Annotated in this window: 18 protein-coding genes; 13 read left to right on the top strand and 5 right to left on the bottom strand. The window is 44.7% G+C overall.

What is annotated here, in order from left to right:
* Window positions 1-271: 271 nt before the first annotated feature.
* The 3 genes from HGJ98_RS07680 (at window position 272) to HGJ98_RS07670 (ending at window position 5313) form a co-directional block, all read left to right on the top strand.
* Window positions 272-1435 (top strand): efflux RND transporter periplasmic adaptor subunit, encoded by a 1164-nt coding sequence (locus HGJ98_RS07680; RefSeq protein WP_291350593.1) that lies wholly within the window; start codon window positions 272-274, stop codon window positions 1433-1435.
* Entirely contained in the window at window positions 1432-4563 is a 3132-nt protein-coding gene (locus HGJ98_RS07675) for an efflux RND transporter permease subunit (RefSeq protein ID WP_291350466.1), read from the top strand. Before HGJ98_RS07680 ends, HGJ98_RS07675 begins: the two co-directional genes overlap by 4 nt.
* Before the next feature lie 165 nt (window positions 4564-4728).
* A complete protein-coding gene (locus HGJ98_RS07670) occupies window positions 4729-5313 on the top strand; it encodes a TetR/AcrR family transcriptional regulator (protein ID WP_291350465.1) in 585 nt (194 codons plus the stop codon).
* A 257-nt stretch (window positions 5314-5570) separates the two neighbouring features.
* On the opposite strand, the gene HGJ98_RS07665 is transcribed toward HGJ98_RS07670, so the two are convergent.
* Window positions 5571-5966 carry a hypothetical protein gene (locus HGJ98_RS07665; RefSeq protein WP_291350464.1) on the bottom strand — a complete coding sequence of 132 codons (396 nt, stop codon included), beginning with the start codon at window positions 5964-5966 and terminating at the stop codon, window positions 5571-5573.
* A gap of 248 nt (window positions 5967-6214) precedes the next feature.
* Between HGJ98_RS07665 and HGJ98_RS07660 the strand changes: the two genes are divergently transcribed.
* Together HGJ98_RS07660 and HGJ98_RS07655 are read left to right on the top strand one after the other, a co-directional pair.
* Complete coding sequence (locus HGJ98_RS07660; RefSeq protein ID WP_291350592.1) at window positions 6215-7252, top strand: cell wall hydrolase; 1038 nt, start codon at window positions 6215-6217, stop codon at window positions 7250-7252.
* Complete coding sequence (locus HGJ98_RS07655) at window positions 7227-7715, top strand: hypothetical protein (protein ID WP_291350463.1); 489 nt, start codon at window positions 7227-7229, stop codon at window positions 7713-7715. Before HGJ98_RS07660 ends, HGJ98_RS07655 begins: the two co-directional genes overlap by 26 nt.
* Window positions 7716-7778: 63 nt before the next feature.
* On the opposite strand, the gene HGJ98_RS07650 is transcribed toward HGJ98_RS07655, so the two are convergent.
* On the bottom strand, window positions 7779-8717 hold the full coding sequence (locus tag HGJ98_RS07650) for a metallophosphoesterase (RefSeq protein ID WP_291350462.1): 939 nt from the start codon (window positions 8715-8717) through the stop codon (window positions 7779-7781).
* A gap of 87 nt (window positions 8718-8804) precedes the next feature.
* On the opposite strand from HGJ98_RS07650, the gene HGJ98_RS07645 reads away from it, so the two are divergent.
* Window positions 8805-9758, top strand: a complete 954-nt coding sequence (locus tag HGJ98_RS07645; RefSeq protein ID WP_291350461.1) for a hypothetical protein — start codon at window positions 8805-8807, stop codon at window positions 9756-9758.
* A 147-nt stretch (window positions 9759-9905) separates the two neighbouring features.
* Entirely contained in the window at window positions 9906-10235 is a 330-nt protein-coding gene (locus HGJ98_RS07640) for a hypothetical protein (protein WP_291350460.1), read from the top strand.
* A 24-nt stretch (window positions 10236-10259) separates the two neighbouring features.
* On the opposite strand, the gene HGJ98_RS07635 is transcribed toward HGJ98_RS07640, so the two are convergent.
* Together HGJ98_RS07635 and HGJ98_RS07630 are read right to left on the bottom strand one after the other, a co-directional pair.
* Window positions 10260-10916, bottom strand: coding sequence for a hypothetical protein (locus HGJ98_RS07635; RefSeq protein ID WP_291350459.1), 657 nt, complete (start codon window positions 10914-10916; stop codon window positions 10260-10262).
* A gap of 159 nt (window positions 10917-11075) precedes the next feature.
* Window positions 11076-11558, bottom strand: a complete 483-nt coding sequence (locus HGJ98_RS07630; RefSeq protein ID WP_291350458.1) for a YlbF family regulator — start codon at window positions 11556-11558, stop codon at window positions 11076-11078.
* A 151-nt stretch (window positions 11559-11709) separates the two neighbouring features.
* Here HGJ98_RS07630 and HGJ98_RS07625 point away from each other — a divergent pair, with 151 nt between their 5' ends.
* The gene (locus HGJ98_RS07625) at window positions 11710-12393 is read left to right on the top strand and encodes a GDSL-type esterase/lipase family protein (RefSeq protein ID WP_291350457.1); all 684 of its coding nucleotides are present in this window, start codon (window positions 11710-11712) and stop codon (window positions 12391-12393) included.
* A gap of 290 nt (window positions 12394-12683) precedes the next feature.
* Here the strand turns inward: HGJ98_RS07625 and HGJ98_RS07620 are convergent, their stop codons facing one another.
* Complete coding sequence (locus tag HGJ98_RS07620; RefSeq protein WP_291350456.1) at window positions 12684-13424, bottom strand: ZIP family metal transporter; 741 nt, start codon at window positions 13422-13424, stop codon at window positions 12684-12686.
* Window positions 13425-13758: 334 nt separating this feature from the next.
* On the opposite strand from HGJ98_RS07620, the gene spoIIR reads away from it, so the two are divergent.
* The 5 genes from spoIIR to HGJ98_RS07595 all read left to right on the top strand — a co-directional run bounded on the left by spoIIR (window position 13759) and on the right by HGJ98_RS07595 (window position 18538).
* Entirely contained in the window at window positions 13759-14367 is a 609-nt protein-coding gene (gene spoIIR / locus HGJ98_RS07615; protein WP_291350455.1) for a stage II sporulation protein R, read from the top strand.
* A gap of 228 nt (window positions 14368-14595) precedes the next feature.
* Window positions 14596-15327 carry a GerMN domain-containing protein gene (locus tag HGJ98_RS07610; protein ID WP_291350454.1) on the top strand — a complete coding sequence of 244 codons (732 nt, stop codon included), beginning with the start codon at window positions 14596-14598 and terminating at the stop codon, window positions 15325-15327.
* A 208-nt stretch (window positions 15328-15535) separates the two neighbouring features.
* A complete protein-coding gene (locus HGJ98_RS07605; RefSeq protein ID WP_291350453.1) occupies window positions 15536-15973 on the top strand; it encodes a MarR family transcriptional regulator in 438 nt (145 codons plus the stop codon).
* Between the two features lie 184 nt (window positions 15974-16157).
* Window positions 16158-16844: a response regulator transcription factor gene (locus HGJ98_RS07600; RefSeq protein WP_291350452.1), complete on the top strand. Its 687-nt coding sequence runs from the start codon at window positions 16158-16160 to the stop codon at window positions 16842-16844.
* The gene (locus HGJ98_RS07595; protein WP_291350451.1) at window positions 16841-18538 is read left to right on the top strand and encodes an ATP-binding protein; all 1698 of its coding nucleotides are present in this window, start codon (window positions 16841-16843) and stop codon (window positions 18536-18538) included. The genes HGJ98_RS07600 and HGJ98_RS07595 overlap by 4 nt, the downstream gene beginning before the upstream one ends.
* Window positions 18539-18648: the final 110 nt, after the last annotated feature.

Here is an 18648-nt window from a genome sequence, read left to right as displayed (position 1 = left end):
TTAGCGAAGGATCTAGATCCTTCGCTAACCCTCTGGATGACAGGACAATCTTCTAAGTGCACAAAATATGGGCAACTCATCAAACTGGATGAGTTGCTCATATTTTTGTAAATTAATACTCCACATGTCTTGATTTTAGAGTGTATTCAATGTATAACTAAATGGTGACCGAACAGTCGGTTTTGGAGACATGGACTATACATAGGTAAAGTGGAGGAGATAGGCGTTGGAAAAGAAAACTGGGAAATTGAGAAAGATCCTGATCCTACTCATGGCGTTGATGGCGCTGGGATTACTGGCTGGATGCAGTGGGAGTCAGCCTACTGAAGCCGTAGAAGAAAAATACATACCGGTGGAAGTGGAAGTTGCTAGCAAGAAGACGCTCATCAATACTGCTATTTTAAGTGGCAAAATTTCATCAGAGACCGATGTTTCCGTCGTTCCTAAGATTCCCGGTAAGGTAGAATTCGTGAACGTGAAAGTCGGAGATGCCGTACATAAAGGCGAGGTGCTTTTTACCCTCGAAACCACAGATATGAATAATAACTATCAATTAGCTGAGGCTCGCTATCAAACCAGCAAAGATCAGTGGGAGGCTGCAAAAACTTCTCTGGAGCGAACTAAAGTACTCGCTGCAGAAAAAATTGCCAATGCTCAAAAGACCTTGGCTAATACAAAGGCCCTTTTTGATGCTGGTGCAGCATCGAAGGTTCAACTTGACCAAGCAGAGTTGGGCCTTAAGGAATTAGAATCTTCCTTTGCCGGTCAGATTGAACAATTGAGTGTTCAGGCGTCAGACAGCAGCCTGAAGCTTGCCGAGGTTCAACTTACTCAAGCCCGGGAGGCGTTAGATAATGCAACTGTGACCGCCCCAGTAGACGGAGTGGTCTCTCAAGTTAATGTTCAAGTCGGAAACATGGCTTCCAGTGCCCAAGCAGCCATTGGCCTGACGAATTCTAGTACTCTCTATAGCTCCCTCAGCGTAGCCGAAAACTTAGTGAACCGCCTGAAAAAAGATCAAGTTGTTAAAGTCACAGTCCCTTCGGCGTCTGAGAAAAGCTTTGTCGGAACAATCGATTATATCAGCCCTGCTTCTGATCCTCAAACTCGCCTCTATCCAGTTAAAATCACTTTGGATAATCCTGAAGGTTTGATCAAACCAGGCATGTTTGCCAAAGTTGAACTGGCCACGGATGAGAAGGCCGATGTTATGGCTGTTAAAAGCGAGGCCGTCGTTCTCAAAAACGAAAAGACCATTGTTTATGTTGTTCAAGACGACAAAGCCGTCTCTAAAGAGGTCACTACAGGCCTTGATACGGGGGTGGACATAGAAATAGTTAAAGGATTAGCCCAAGGGGATAAGGTAATCATTAAAGGACAAACCTTAGTTGATGAGGGCCATAAGGTGAAGGTTGTGGGAGGGGAAGAGTCTTGAAACTAGTCGAAGTTTCGGTTAAACGCCCAGTAACAGCCATCATGACCATGCTTATTATCATTCTTTTGGGCTTTATATCTCTGACCCGCCTTCCCATCGATCTCATGCCGAACATTGAAATTCCTGTTTCCATCGTGGTAACCCAGTATTCTGGGGTAGGTCCTCAGGAAATCGAGAAACTTATCACCAGTCCTTTAGAAGGAGCCGTTTCTACGGTAGGAAATATTAAAACGGTGACATCGACAACCTCCGAGGGGAGTTCCATTGTCATAGCGGAGTTTAAGTCAGGCACAGACATGGACTTCGCCACTCTTCAAATGAGGGAGAAGGTTGATCAGATCAAGAGTCGTTTACCCTCTGAGGCTGGGGATCCGATGGTCATGAAGCTTGACATAGGGGCAATGCCTGTTGTCATATTGACTCTGAATGGACATGACGCAGATCTTGCCAAGTTGCAAGCTATCGCGGAGGATGAGCTTAAACCTCAGCTCGAGCGGGTGTCCGGGGCTGCTTCTGTTTCAGTTATCGGTGGGTATGAAGACCAAGTGGAAATTAAAACCCATCTAGAGAAAATGAACGGTTATGGCTTGACTATCAATTCCTTAGCGCAACTCATTGGTGCAGAGAATCGCAATTCCCCGGGAGGACAGGTTCAAAAGGGAACTCAGGAACTTACGATCCGGACAACCGGTGAGTTTGAATCCATCGATGAAATTAAAGAACTTATGATTCCCCTGCCTAGTGGAGGACAGATCCGCTTAAAAGATATTGCCGAGGTAGGCATAGGACATAAGGACGTTAACGCCATTACCAAAGCCGACGGCGAAAAAAGCGTAAGTATTGCTGTTCAAAAACAATCAGGGACAAATACGGTCAAAGTGGCCGATGGGGTTAAAGCAGCAATCGACGAATTTGCTAAAGAATACCCGGACTTAGAGATTAAAACAGTAATGGACCAGTCTCTTGATATTAATAAATCCATTCAAACTGTCAAAAACGAAGCTATTTTGGGTGGAATCTTAGCCATCGTTGTGGTCTTTCTCTTCTTCCATAATATCCGAACCACCTTTATCACCGCGACAGCGATCCCGATTGCTATGATGGCGACCTTTGCGGTCCTCTATTTTGCAGGGATCACGATTAATATGATGACCCTTGGCGGGCTGACTCTGGCCATGGGACGCTTGGTGGATGATAATATCGTAGCCCTGGAAAACATTCATCGACATCGCCAGGAAGGATACTCAAAATTTGAGGCGGCTATTAAAGGGGTGTCCGAGGTTGGGATGGCAGTTTTCGCTTCGACATTGACGACAGTCGCAGTTTTTCTCCCCATCGTCTTTGTTGAAGGAATTGTAGCTACCATTTTTAGAGAATTAGCCTTGACCTTTGCTGTATCCCTTCTGGCTTCCCTTCTCGTTTCCCTAACCCTAGTTCCGACGCTTTCAGCCAAATTGATGAAAACGGAAGCTGTTCCAGAGGGTCGGACTGGACTTAAAGGGCTAGTTGACCGCTTTAGCCGCGGATTTGACCGGATCTTTGGGCGAATTGAAGCCCTCTATAAAAGGTTTTTACACTATGCCTTGCACCATCGCAAGACTGTGATGATTATTGCGACAGTGGTCTTTGTCGTTTCAAGTGCCTCCGCTTTCAGCTTAGGCGCAGAGTTCATGCCCGCTTCGGATGTCGGCCAATTAACAATTAATACGACTCTGCCGGATGGGGCAAAGCTTAAGGATACGGAAGCCACGGTTAATCAAATTGAGAAGAAACTGGAGGGAATCCCGGAGATCAAAACCGTCTTTACCCAAATTGGGACCAATGGTGGATTTTCCCTCGGAGGGGATACCGCTAATACCAGTTCCCTCAGTGTCCAACTCGTGGATTTAAAGGCTCGACAACGGAGTGTTGAAGAGGTGGGCGATGAAATTCGTTCTTTGATAAAAGACATTCCTGGTGCTGAGATTAAGGTCACAATTACGGATAATATGCAAATGGGTGGTTCCCAAACGCCGATTGATATTGCTATCAAGGGGGAAGAACTCGACGAACTCAAGAGGATTGGATCCGAGATCCAAGGGATTATCGCCTCGGTTGACGGAACCCGTGAAGTCAAAACGGGCATGACAGACGGGGTTCCCGAGGTTGTCGTCAAAGTTAATCGTCAGAATGCTTCCCAATATGGTTTATCAGCGGCCCAGATTTCTCAGGCTGTCAAGGGGACCATTTCCGGGACTACTGCAACAACTTACCGATATGAAGGGTCGGAAATTGATGTCGTACTGAGTGGGGATGAAACCTTTAAAACGAGTCTCGAGAATCTAGGACAAACGCCGATTCCTACAATGTCTGGGATCACCGTTCCTCTAAGTCAAGTAGCTGAAATTGAGATGGGACGCGGTCCGGTAAAGATCGAGCGCACGGGACAGACCCGCGTCGTTCATGTTACCAGTCAAATTATTAACCGTGATTTACGTAGTATCACCCTGGATATTGAAACTAAATTAAAAGACTATCAGCTCCCCAATGGGTATACCTATGAAGTATTGGGTGAGAATAAAGAATTGATGGAATCCTTTGCGGATTTAGGGCTCGCCCTAATACTGGCGATTCTGCTCGTTTACATGATTCTGGCATCTCAGTTCGAATCCTTGTTACACCCTTTTACGATTATTTTATCCCTCCCTATGGGATTTTCCGGCGGAATGCTGGGCCTGTTCATTACTCGAACAACCTTAAGCGTACCCTCGTTTATCGGCTTGATTCTCTTAGTAGGTATAGCCGTCAGTAATGCTATCGTCTTGGTGGATTATATTATTAAACGCCGAGAACGGGGAGAAGAACGGGAGGAAGCCATTGAAAACGCAGGCCCCATTCGTTTACGGCCGATTATGATGACCACTTTAGCGACCATCCTGGGTCTTATCCCCATGGCCTTAGGAATTGGGGAAGGATCAGAAAGTATGGCACCCATGGCAATTGTCGTAATCTTTGGACTTGCACTCTCTACACTGTCAACCCTGTTGCTTGTACCAGTTATTTATACGATTTTTGAAGATATTCGAGATTCCAGGAAACGAAAAAGGGAACGTAAGATGAAGGCTGCTCAGATTACGCATTCAGTATAATGAGAGGCACGAGGCCCGAGGCTCGACCCCGAACGTAAGGACAGGGGAATTGCCCCGTGTGATTCCAGATAGGACGATTATCCTGCGAATTTTACAATTTTGTAACAACCTCTTTAAGACTGAGGCTCAAAGAGCCTCGAACATAACGCGTTTGTTTAAAAGGAGATGGTATCTACGGCGTCGCGAGAAGAAAAACAGATAGATATCCTGAAAGCTGCAATCCGAGTTTTTTCTGAACACGGCTTCGACGGCGCTAAGATGGAGTATATCGCCAAAGAGGCGGGCATTGGTAAAGGAACTGTTTACGAATATTTTGAAAGTAAAGATCGGCTATTTGAGGAAATCCTAAAGTTCAGTGTCGATCAGTTTAGCCTTGGGCTGAAAGAGAGCATTGACAAAGGGGAAACGATTGAGGAAAAAATCCTGAATTGCTCTCGCTTTACCGCTAAATTTCTAAGCAATCATATGGACGTTATGCACCTTGCCATGCAGGTTAAAATACTCTCCAAAGAAATCCGTGTCCATCATATGGCGGTCCAAGAGGTGATTTTTGGCTATTATAAAGAGATGGTTAAAGTCGCTAAAGAAAATGGAGAGTTTCGACCAGACCTCGATGAAGAATTAGCCATGTATTGTATCACAGGAGCCCTAGAGCAGTTCTGCAAACATAGGATCTTTATGGCTTCGGGACCTTTAGAGGAAAAGGATCATCAATTAATCGTGGATGTATTGTTGAGGGGACTTAAGTAATTCGTTCAGACTAAGTGAACTAGTTCAACATACAGACAGAGAGAACTGGTTCAACTAAAGATACTAGCGTAAGAAAAAGCTCCGCCGAAGAATTCGGCGGAGCTTTCTTTAATAGTATGCAAAAGTAATATAATATATAGTAAAATTTATGTATTTTTCTTATGCATGACGAATTTTATCCGCAGAATGAATAAGCTCGAAAACACCTTAGGGGCAATTCATGAATTGCCCCTACAACGTCTGCATGGATGTTAATGTTACGATGAAAGTCCGGAACCGAGGCTAGAGTCTGCCTTGTTTCGGGAATTTTCTGGCTTAGGCTCTAACATATATCTATATAAGGCGTGGTTTTGACAATTCCTCTCTAGAGACGATAATGCCTTAGCAGACGTCATAAAGTGAGGGGTTTCATCCTTTAAGCCAAGCATTAACCGATAGCGTTTATTAAGAATTCCATATTGAGTCTCTGCGAGCAGAATTTCGAGCACAGCGATTTCAACGTATTCCGGGTCAGCGTGATCCAGGCGGTTCCAGGCATAGTCTATTTTTTGTTTTGTTGCTTCTATCTCTGCAAGAAGGAGTTCTTCCTCGCTTGGAGGGTCTTCTTCTGGAGGAGAAAACGACAGCAATAGGTTTTTAAATAAAGCCTTCATACTCGTTAGCCTCACCTCACTTACCAAGTTGACAAGCAAAAAGACAAGACTAAATTATCTTTGCTTAGTCTGTATAATAATATGTATTACTTAGTAGGATATGACAGGAGAGGCTATAGTGCTTTACAATTATTTCCTATAAAGATTTAGGCGGTTATAAAACTCACCTCAATTGGGAAAGACTAGAAATAGTCTAAATTCAAGAGGTGATTTTTATTTTATTACCACACCGGCGATGTCGGAAGTCCATGGCGACATTCCTATGCGGGATATTATGCTTGTTTCTGTGGCAAGTCAATATTTATCCTGTTCTAGGACTAGGAAACGAAACATTTAACAATGCACATAATCAGGGGCTCAATTCAATAGCCACGACGAAAATCGTGGTCCAGCGTGGAGAATCTCTATGGCAGTTGGCCCAAAAGTATCAAACCACGGTTGATCAACTCGTCAAGCTTAACCAGGTAAAAAGGCCCAATCAAATTAGAGAAGGACAACCTTTATGGGTGCCAAACTTAGAAACAAAGGGAAAAGTTGAATTGCTTCGGCCAATGGATGTGAAGGATTATTCAAGGAATGTCCTGATGATACCGTGGCAAGTAAGCCAAGAAGAGAAGTCTGTTGCTGAGGAAGCGGCTGAACAAGTAACCTTTACACCGTGGTGGGCGAATATAATACGGAGCATTCCAACCTTTGCTGCGGTCTATAAGCAAGTCTACCAAACAGCTGATTCAGGAGAAGTTCCTTTATCAGAACCTAAGGAAACGATTCAAACCTATGAAATAATCGTAAACCCAGACACAGAGTTACCTGAGGAACCTTCTATCAGTACCTTGTCGGAAAGAAAAGCAGAACTTCTGAAACAAGCGCACCAAAGAACAGCTTCCGCATCCTCTTCTCAAATCCACTCACGTGGCCTAGGACGTTTGGTCTCTGAGGAAGAGGTTGAATTACTAAGCCGTGTCATCTATGGGGAAGCTCGGGGAGAAGATTTCTTAGGACAAGTGGCCGTCGGGGCTGTCGTCCTTAATCGTGTAAATGATCCTCGCTTTCCAAATACGATAAAAGGGGTCATTTATCAGTCTGGAGCTTTTACAGCAGTTGATGACCGGCAAATTCATTTAGACCCCAATGATCAGGCTCATAAAGCTGCCGAAGCAGCCCTTTCTGGTCTGGATCCGACAAATGGGGCAATATTCTACTACAATCCAAGAACTGCCACAGATAAATGGATCAAGAGCCGTACTGTTATTAAGGAAATTGGAAACCATACGTTTAGTATTTGACTTGTATGACCCATCGTTCTGTCATACGACGCAGAGCAAACTAACCGTTCCAGCTTCCGGCTTTGGGGAGCGGGGTTCCCACCAGATGAGCCGTCCTTGGCTCACTGGTGGCAGTGTACATCCCTGTACACTGCCCCGTCTCTGGGGTCAGAAGCCGGAACGGAAGTTTGCTTTTCTGCTTACGTATAGACGTCACGCTGTCTCATACTGCGTCCCGGGCTTGAAGAACGGAAGAACGAAGAACGAAGAACGTAGAACGGATGGGGAGACGGCACATTTCATGTGCGACCGTCCGATGATAGTAAGGCAGCAAGGGGACGGTTGTTTTGCTTCCTTATTACGAACAAGAGAGGTCCCGCAACTAATGGTTGTGGGACCTTTTGTTCGTCATTACGTTTCGGAATTCCTATGCGTTACCAGTATCACGATGAACAAGAAATTAGTTTGTCATCCTGAGCGTTAGCGAAGGATCTGGATCCTTCAGTCGTTCCTCCTTCAGGATGACATAGTGCTTGGGTTCTTTCAGTTACCTCGTCCGGTGCCTTGGTGGCTCGTTTCCTTTATGTAAGGTGAAGAAGGCGATTTCTGGGGGAACATTGAGGCGTAGAGGGATCATGCTTTCTCCGATTCCGGTGTTGATGTAGAGAGGGACATTGTTGATAATATGATACCCTTCGTAAAATCCTAGGTCCCCCAGATACGTGTTTGTAATTAGGGGCTTCATGCCAGGCAGTCGAATCTGACCACCATGGGTGTGGCCTGTGAGCAAGAGTTCGGCGCCGTGTTTTGCTACATCATCCAGGCAATCTGTGGAATGGGCTAAGGCTAGGCGAAAGGGCGGGTTTGTCGGACTTGGCTGAGCAGAAACCAGGTTTTGATAAGCCAGATCCACATCGTCATGAGCGGTAGCAGGGTCGTCAATCCCGATAACCCACAGATTGAGGTTCGGATGAAATAAGGCCTCGTTAATTAAGGGAGTCCAGCCTAAGCTTTCAAACTGGCGGAGATACCGTTTTAAAAGGGTGTTAGAAAGGTGGCTGTAGTCGTTATTTCCCAGGACAACATAGTTTCCGTAAGGGGCGGTTAGTCCACTTAAATAGGGCTCTAATTTATCTAGATCCGTACGGGTTGAAATAATGTCACCGGTGATTACCAGGAGGTCTGGTTTTTGATCCATCACACCTTGGCGTATGCGTTTGGGTGAAATTCGTAGGGATTCAAGATGCAAATCGCTGAGTTGGCAGATAGTTTTTCCTTCTAATGCCATTGGCAGGGTTGGGTAATACAAATCCCAATTATGGAGCTTCAGTTTTAGGGTATCATGTTGAGCCCAGCCGACCACGCCTGTACCGGCGACGGGTAGGGAAGCAAGCAGCCAATGATTCGCTATAAAACCGCCGACTCTCCGAAAAAAACCGCGGCGGGATATTGTTTGTGAAAGAGGTGGTGTTGATTTCTTGGGCAACTGTTTTTCCTCCTTTCAGAACCCTTCCTTGTGAACTATCATATCATGATATAAAGTCACATTGAAGCAAATAAAGGAGGGAGCAAAGTGAGGTTCGTTGGGGATAAGCCTAATAATCCTTATGAGCCCATCGGACAGCAGGGGTTCCCTAGTCAATTACCCAATGGTCAATTTGGCTCGGGATATTCTCCGGGTTCGATACGCAATACACTGGGTTCAGGACTTAAAGCCAGTGGGGTCTTCCAAAAGGATGGACAAATCCAAAACTTGAGGGGGGGTTTTATCGGAGCTAAGCAGCCTCCGCCTGTAGGAAATCGGTGGCAGGGTCCAGCACCTGTACAGGGTGGTCCTCATCAGGGCCAGGGCATGGGATACATTCCAGAGCAGGGATATAATCAGAATATGCCCTATCATCAAGGGCAAGCCCGTCAACTAGTTTTACAAGCTGCCCAAGATGGGATTAACGGTAATGGGGTAGCAACTATCTCGCCTGATAATAGTTTTCTTCTGATAGCCAATCTTCCACCCCCGCAAACCTATCTGGGGTATGGTCAACAAGCAGTGTATGCCGCTTATTTGGTCGATGACAAAGGAAAGACAGGGTTTTTGGTGGGACCTTTACGTCAAGTGGGTAATGGAGTTTATCGGGCACATTTTCAAAGTCCGGTTCCCCTTCATCACTATAGCCGTGTGGTAGTTTCTGCGGAAAGTCCTACTCAACTAGGGCAAGCGCCGAATGGTCCCCTTATTTTAAAAGTTAAAGACCCAATGGGTGTAATGACCTTTTTACGCCCGGTGAAAACCACCGCGACGTCTATTTGGGGAAAGATCACGGGCTTTATCAGTAGCAGGAAAAAGCCGCCCATAAGTCCGGAAGTAGTACCAATGCAGCCCGATGCAGCCCCAATTTATTCGGAAACAGCGCCCATAAGTCCAGAACTAATGCAATCTTTAAACCAGATGGGTGTTAATTCTGAAATGTCAGCACCACCGCTTCCGCCCAGTACTCCTCCAATTGAAGTGCCAACCAACTTAAGATAAGGTCGTCTTTTCTAAATCATGGTAGATTAACCCTAGAGGCTCAACTTTTAAGAATAGTCACGTTAAGGTCTGTAACAAACCTTTTTAGGGTTGTTACAGACCTTATTTTTAGAGGATGAAGGTTTAGATTACGAATATTAAACTCAAATGATCGATTCGATTTTCTACTTAGAGAGTAAGGATACCTTTGTCTATAACAAAAACAGAATGAAAATGATCAAGGATAATATGGCGAGAGTGCTTATAGTTACGACAATGCCTAAGGTCAAAGAAGTTATATTTGCTAAAATAGGATCAGAAAGAAAGGCAATAAAGAAGAAAAAGGTAAGGGCTAAAATTCCCGTTCCAACCGCCGGAGATTCCAAAAGCGGTACCAAGCGCTTAAAGCTAAAATCACATGGAGGCTTGGGATCCAAGGGTGTTGAACAAGGGTCTAACTTAGGTGGGCAGCCGGAAGAGGAGGGGGGGCATGCCTGAGGGAAGTAAGCTGGAAAGCCGGAATTACCCGGCATAAACGACATTGACATTGGAGATCCCCCCCTTACCGTTGTTCACTGTGCTCTGTCCCTTTGAAGAGTTGTTCCCATTGGGAGTCCCGACTCCAGCCCGCTCGATATAAAACTGAGCAATAAGAATGCATGCCGCAATAATTAGGTTACCAGGTGCACCTGGGATTTCAAATAACGGGACGTTGAAGGAGGTGTCTGGACTACCATCAAAGGGCGCAAAGGGAGCGGATAGAATCAAGGAGACGCTTAGGTTGTCTGGAAAAAGCGGTTGATCTGCTCCGACAGGACCAAAGCCTTGACCGGGAACCGGTGAAACTGGTGAAGGCAACGGCACATCCCCGTTAAGGGTTGCTTGTATGAGTTGAGTTAGTTGTGGCATAGTCAGCGTCACGGGATATTGTTCTGGAGCAGGGTTAGCCGGGTTAGGAGGATGGGCCAAAGAACGTTTAAAGAGAAAGGCCATTAATACATCTAACCCAGCAACAATCATAGAAGCAAACTGAATTCTTGTTTTAGCTAAAGGAAAAACAATCGAACTAACAGGGCAAAAGAGTAAATTACGGCGGATTGGGCTTGTCACTAAGATGGAAAAGGAAAAAGGAGTAGCCGGCAAAAAGGGTACACAGTCAGGTCGGTTCAATAACGGCATCCTCCTTTCTAGTTAACCATCAGAACCAGGTACATATAGTTACCCATCCCCCTAAAATGATGACGATCAGGAACGCAATTAAGGTTATAGGGTTCGTGATATCGCTAATAAAATGCGCTCCCTCATAACCGACAGGTCTCATTTTTTCCTACTCGCCTTCTAGGATTTGAAGTCAGGCGGCAGTTTAATCCCTTTCAGCATTTCGGGGGTAATTTGCATCTTCTCCATTGGATTTCCGCCGCCGATTTTGTCAAGGATTTGTTGGGCCATACCTTTAAACTCTTCCGGAATAGGAAGGTCATTGGCGGACGGCATTCCATGCATTGCAGTCGTTAGGGTTAGATTTACCATAGCCATTAATTTTTCATAGTTTTGCTGTTGAACAAAATAAGCTTTGATAAGAGGATGTTTATTCATTAAACGAACTTTAAGATCAAGAAGCGCCAGGCTCTCTTTTTCTGGAACGACTTTACTAATCATTTGAGTTGTAACAAGCCCGCGTTCTTTTTCTTGGTACTGAGCAAAGGCTTCTTTGCTCTTAGGATCAGCCATAATAGCAGCTTCAGCAGCTTTTAATCCTTGAACCTCGGTGGTTTGGGACAAGGCTTCCCCTAATTCGCGAGCCTTGATAATGTAATTCATAAGGCTACCTCCTTTTTTCCTTATTACAAACTATGCGTTAAAGTCTGCTCTGGTGTATGATGCCTTCTATAAAGATCAATAAGAATGGATGTAGAACGAAGAAGGAAAGTGCTTAAAGGTGTAGAATATTAAAAAGGAAGGAGGAATTTTCATGCGTACATATCGGACGGAGATCCGCTTAATTCAAGTCGCAGTTGGACTTGCCCTTATCGTCTTGATCTCAGGTTTTGCAGGATTTTGGGGTCAAGGTGGAAAAGTACCGGCGCCCACGAATCCAGATTCAACAGCAGCGAACCCAGCCTTCAGCAATCCAAAGATTGTCGCGTTAGGAGATTCTTTTACGCTAGGATACCCTTTGGACCCCGAATATTCTTGGACTACCCAGGTAGCTGAGGTTCTTCAGGTCCCCGTCGTTAACAAGGGAAAATCAAGGCAGACTGCCAAGGATTTACTGGATCGCTTTGACGCAGATGTGGTTGCTGAGAAACCTGGGCGGGTTATAATATTTGCTGGAATTGGGGACGCTCTTCAGGATGTTACCCTCACGGACTATCAAACTAATATTAAAGCACTGGTAGCAAAGGCCAAGTCGAATCACATCGTTCCTATTCTTGCTTTACCCTTTGGCTATCCTGGAGTTCGGGAGAGTATTGCAGAAATGCGAGAGTGGGAGTTAGGCTATGCCCAGCAGGAAGACATCTTGACCTTGGATTTTTCGACTGCATTATTTGACGCAGAAGGGCAATACTTAAGCGGATTAACTATTGATGAGAAGTATCCCAATGCCAAAGGGTACAAAGCCATGGGGGATTACGCCGCTAAAGTATTGAAGTAGACGAGAAGTTAGGAAGAAAAAATGGTTTTAAAAACGAGAGACGCAGCGAATTATGATTCGCTACATCTCTCGTTTTTGTTTATTTCCTTAACCTGTCAGACTTTCATCCCGCTGCGTGTCACTACTGATGAATGAAAAATCCAGCGTGCTTTGTCATTGAACGAAGTGAAGAATCTTAAGCCCTAGATCCTTCGCTATCGCTCAGGATGACAGGTTATTAATCAAGATTCAAGTTGTCAGGTTGATTTTTCTTTAAGAAACTTTCATATTAAAATTAATTTATAGGTTAATTAAGCCGGAAGCAGCAGACTAATTAAGGAAAATAAGATGAACCCAACTGTTCCTCCAAGCAATGCGTAGCGAGGGTGCCGTTCACGGGAGAGGGGCATTAACTCAGCGAAGACGAGAAAGGTCATTGCGCCTGCGGCAAAGGCAAGAAAGAAGGCGAGGGAGTTTTGAACACCTTCCAAGGCAAGGAGACCGAGTAAGGCACCAAGGGGTGTGAAAAAGGCAATTCCAATATTGAGAAGCAGGATCTTCCACCAACGGATCTGAGCCATCTTTAAGGGCGCAGTCGTGGCCATTCCTTCAGGAAGATTGTGTAAGGTAATACCAAAAGCAATCAAAAAACCCAGCCCGGGAGCAGCTTCTTGGCTGACAGCGATGGCCATTCCTTCAGGGATATCATGTAAGGCAATGCCGGTAGCAACGAGGAGGCCGGTTCTCTTAAGACGTTGACGTCGTGATAGAGGAAGCGTGTTATTAGACACATTGAGACGAGCGTCAGCCAGATACATGAAAAGCAGGCCTAGAACGAAGCCCAACCCCACTTGAAGCGGCGGTCCGACCTCCCAGGCCTCTGGGAGTAAATCGACACTTACCACCGCTAGCATCACTCCCCCGGCTCCAGCTAAAAGAGAGGCTAAGACACGTTCTTTTGGCTTACCAAACATGAGGACAAGAAGGCTGCCCAGGGTTGTAGCCAGCCCCGCTATCATACTTATCCAGACGATTTGAAAGATATCGTGCATAAGTGCTCCTTTCTAACACTAGACAGACCCCAATACCGCTTTGCGGCACCACTGACGCGTGTGAAATCCAGTGCGCTTTTGTCAGCTTTTGACATTAACCTAAACTTATTTTCAGGGAAGGCCTCCATGCCGCTACGCGAAAGTATTACTATTTAGCCAAGTTTTTAAATTCCTCACGATACCCATATTTATGGCGGATAATCCTGCTTTATACAAGGAAAGGTGTTGTCCCCTAAAGAATATTATTCCTGGCAGTTGCAAGATTGTTTAAACCTTCACATTCTTGGGTAGGCTTGTATTAGAGAGATGTTTTTCAGAAGAGGGGTTAAACAGGATGAAAACTCGAGGGATTATTGGGATTATTATATGTATGATTGGAATTTTAGCATTCGGGGCTATCCGGGAGCCAATTCGGGTAGGGCACGGAAGTGAAAAAATACTAGCGCAAACACCTGATCAATTAATACGTTTTCACGTACTGGCTAATTCAGATAGCGATGAAGATCAAGCCTTGAAGCGGGCAGTTCGGGATGAAATCCTCAAAGAAGTTGCACCACAGTTGGCTGTTTCCAAGTCTTTAGAAGAATCACGGCAAATTGTTCAGCGGATCCAGCCGGACATGGATGCCATTGCTCTTAAGGAAGTTCAAGCTTGGGGTAAAAACTATACAGTACATACAGACTATGGAAAATTTTCCTTCCCGACTAAATCCTATGGGACCTTGGTGCTGCCCGCTGGGCAATACGAAGCATTACGTGTTGTGATCGGCGAGGGAGAGGGATCAAATTGGTGGTGTGTACTTTTCCCAGCCCTCTGTTTCGTGGATATCGAGCATTCCACAGCGGTTCAAGTTGATGGAAAAAGCCAAACCGAGTATGCGCTAAATAGCAAGCCAAAAGTCCGCTTTTTCTTTTGGGAGAAATTGAAAGGGATTTTCTGTTAGAGGCCCTTCTTAAAAGAAGCCGGGAGCCTCAGGATAAGGTGAAATTTATAAGGAAGAAGCTTGTAGAGACTATGAGCTTCTTCCTTTATAGTTAAGAACCTGTACTATTTTATGGGACAAAGTCATAACGTTAGAAAGAGGTTATTTATGAAGATTTTTTCCGTAAATACCTGGCGGGTCATATTCAGTAAAAGAGTTGATAAATTCGTCTGGGGAGGGGCAAAAAGAATGAAAGTACGAGCTCAAAGTTTTTTACTCATTGGGGTTGTTTTCCTCAGCCTAATACTTATGACTGGCTGTGGAACCCTGGAAACCTTAGTGAAAAAGGATGGCACTTCGACTCCATTGGCTGAATGGATAGGGGGAAGTGGGGACCAACAGGCTTCTCTTCCCGCAACAACACCCCCTGGGGAGGGCATAGCGGTTGCCCTGTATTTTCCGGATATGAGTGGCAAATATTTATTGAAGGAAGAACGGATGTTGCCTAAGACTGTAAGCATGGCTAGAGAAACAGTTAACCAATGGCTCAAAGGACCGGTAGGAACAGGAACTATGCAGAGTTCTGTTTCTACAATTACAACTCTAAGGGATATTGCAATTCGAAATAACGTGGTCATTGTTGATTTAAGTAAAGAATTCCTACAGTCCAATTCTAATGTTTCCCCTGAGGTAGCATTATATGGGTTAGTAAATACCCTGACTCAATTTTCTACAATCAAGCAAGTTCAACTTCGTGTCGAGGGAAAATCCATCACCAAGTATGGAAACGTCGATGCAACCAATCTCGTCTACAAGGCGAATTTGGTTAAGGGGACTCTCACAGGAAATCAGATGGTTCCGAAGACAGGAACCGGAAATGCGGGCCTAGGGATAGTCGTTCCAAGCAGCAACAGTAATGGAGCGCTTCCTGATTCACCGAGTTCAATTAATCTTTTTAATTATCCCCCAAGTACTACCTAAGAGTGGCTCAGTAGAATCTACGATAATGAACAACAAGAAAGGGTCCTTAGTTCCATTAAGTGAAACTAAGGACCCTTTCGTTTAATTGATTATTGCTTGTGGTCTATCTTATCCGATTTAATCTCGGCCTCGATGCATTTCTTGATGTACAAGCATTTAATCTGTGATAGTATATAATTATTGAATATTCAGGAAATGGAGGATTAGGATGGCGCCAAGCAAGGAATTAACAAATCGGTTAGAGGATACTTTAAGACGTACCAATAATGTTTTACTCAAGCAGGGTCGCTCAATTCTGGTGAACTTGGAGATTTCTGCTCTTCAGTTCAATACACTCTTAAGCATACGGGAAGTTGGATCTATGACTATGGGAGATGTCTGCAAAAACTTGTTTGTAGCTTGTAGTACAGCCACCGACTTAGCAGACAGAATGGAACGAATAGAGCTTGTCGAAAGGGTAAGGGACGACAAGGATCGTCGGGTTATCAGGCTGCGCTTATTGCCTAGGGGAAATGAAGTAATAGATGCAGTGATCGCAGAACGACAGAGGTTTATAGGTGAAGTTCTCAAGGAGTATACAGAACAGGAATACTTAGAATTGTCACGCGGATTGGAATTATTAGCAGAGCGAATGGAGTTAATATAGTCAAATACCCTCGTTTAAGAAAGCTTAAGCGAGGGTATTATTTATATACGTGTGTGAACGTGCAATGGCCCCTTACTTTCACCATCCCTAAATCTACATAAAATCTTCAAATCTTCCCTAGATACATCTCAAAGATTAACGATATACTTATTAGCAAAGAAATGGGAAAAGTGGTGGCATAGGAATGAAACTAATGTTAGTAGATGATGAACCGGAAATACTCACCCTTGTTAGAGATTACCTTACCCGGGAAGGATACACTGTTGTGACCGCAATGAATGGACTTGAAGGCATGGAGCTTATCGAACGAGAAAAACCCGACCTCGTTCTGTTGGATTGGATGCTTCCAGGAATAAGCGGACTGGAAATGTGCAAACGGTTGCGGGAGACAAGTACAATCCCGATTATCATGCTCACAGCAAAATCAGAGGAAATTGACCGTGTCCTTGGCCTAGAGTTCGGGGCGGATGATTATATTGTTAAGCCCTTCAGTCTACGAGAATTGGTGGCTAGGATTAAAACTGTACTTAGGCGTTCAGCTGGAGTGCCGCAGGAAACAACCTCTTCAGTGATTATTCGCGGGGAGTTAAGCTTGGACATCTCCAGCCACAAAGTTTTAAAAAGAGGACAAGAAATATTGCTGACCCCAACGGAATTCAACATTCTCCATTTACTGGCAGCCCGCCCTGGTACAGTATATAGTCGTCTACAACTCTTACGTCAAGCGATGGGGGAGGAGTATCTCTACTATGAACGCTCCATTGACACCCATATTTCAAATCTGCGTAAAAAGATAGAGGACAACCCCAGTGAACCTGAGTATGTAGAAACTGTTTTTGGCGTGGGATATCGGTTTGGTGAAGGCCTGTGACCTTACGGCGTAAGTTTATTCTTGGGCTGATTGGTATGGTTTTTTTTATGACGATACTCTTCACAGTCATCTCTATTACGTCGACTCATGCTTTACTTGGGCATGCTGAAAGTTATGTTCAACAGGCTTATGGGGAAAATTGGAAGAGACTTTTGAGTGTCTATTATGAGTCTCGTGGTGGTTGGGAGGGGGTTCAGGGCTACGTCTCCAAGGTTACGGAGGCGGAACGGAGATTTGGCCCCATGATGGAGGGGATGGAAGGAAAACAGGGGTACGGGCTCTTTGTTGAAGGAAAAACCTTTGTGCGAATTATACCTGGTTCGGATCAAAACTTGTATCTTAATCGACAGCATAGAGAGATCCCCCGTTTTTGGGTCTTTAATTTAGAAAATAAAGTCGTAGGAGATTCTTTGGGTAGAGATCTTGGTAAATACCTAATTCAGTTTCCCTCGAATAACAAAATCGCGAAACAATGGGAAGAGATTAAGGTTAAAGACCAAACGGTTGGTTACTACTGGCAGGAAAATCCTCTGACTGCAAATAATAATCGACTTGCCAAAACAATTGGGACCTCGATTATCCAAGCTATGCTCATCGGGTTAATTCTAACTTCCATCGTTGCCCTACTCTTGGGCATGTTATTAACCAGGCATTTCACGAAACCTCTCAACCATCTCATGGAAGCTGTTCGGAAGGTGGGAAAAGGAGATTTGTCCTCACGAGTTCAGGTAAAGGGAAACGGAGATATTGCGATCTTAGCTCAGGATTTTAATCGAATGACTGAACAACTGGCGCGCAATGAAGAAGTGAGGCGCAACATGGTGGCGGATATTGCCCATGAATTGAGAACCCCCCTTTCGGTGATCCTTGGAAAACTGGAATCGATTCAGGAAGGAGTTTTGCCTTCAACCCCGGAAACGATTCTTCCTATTCAGGATGAAACCCTAAGACTCATTCGTCTGGTGCGAGATCTCCAACACCTAAATCTTGCGGAAGCAGGGAAACTGCCGATGGCTTTACAACCAGTTAAGCTTAGACAGTTAGTGGAACGAATTATTGAGCAATTTGCTATTGAATTTGAAGAGCGGGAACTGCGAACTGAAATCCTGGGAGAAGTACCTGAAATTATTGCCGACCCGGATCGCTTGACTCAAGTTTTTGTCAACTTGATAGGGAACGCCCTTTTACATACCCCGGTGGGGGGAACTCTTCGCGTGGTCTTAGCGGAGATAGATAGGTTTGCTGAAGACGAGACAGTCACCGATGGAAATTCTCATCGCTTACGGGATGTCTTCCGACGTATAGGAGAAAGGGCAGATAAGACGGATAGAACCGATAGAACCGATAGAACCGTAAAATGGGTAGAACTAAACGAAATCAGAGAAAAGAAAGAAGCTAATCCTAGAAAAGTTTACACAGGTAAAGATCCTTTGAAATTTGCTGACTGGGTACAGGTCTCCGTTGAAGATTCTGGAGAAGGAATTCCTGAAGAAGAACTGGAGCATATATTTGATCGTTTCTATCGCATCGATAAAGCCCGAGAGCGAGAAAGCGGAGGAACCGGTTTAGGTCTCGCCATTGCGAAGGAGTTTATTCAAGCACATGGCGGCTCGATTTATGTAAAAAGTAAACTGGGTGAAGGAAGTTGTTTTACGATTCTATTGCCGGTCAAACTTAGTGTGAATAATGATTAAAGCCTTGACAAGATCTTAAGAAGTTAATCGTTGTTTGACCATATGGCTATAGTATTCTTTACTGAGAATTTCATCTAATGGTAATAGGTCTAATACTCAGATGGATTGGA

This window comes from Desulfosporosinus sp., from assembly GCF_014237355.1.
Taxonomy (GTDB): Bacteria; Bacillota; Desulfitobacteriia; order Desulfitobacteriales; family Desulfitobacteriaceae; genus Desulfosporosinus.
The sequence above is the reverse complement of the archived record's forward strand: the minus strand, read 5'-3'. Positions and strand labels throughout refer to the sequence as shown.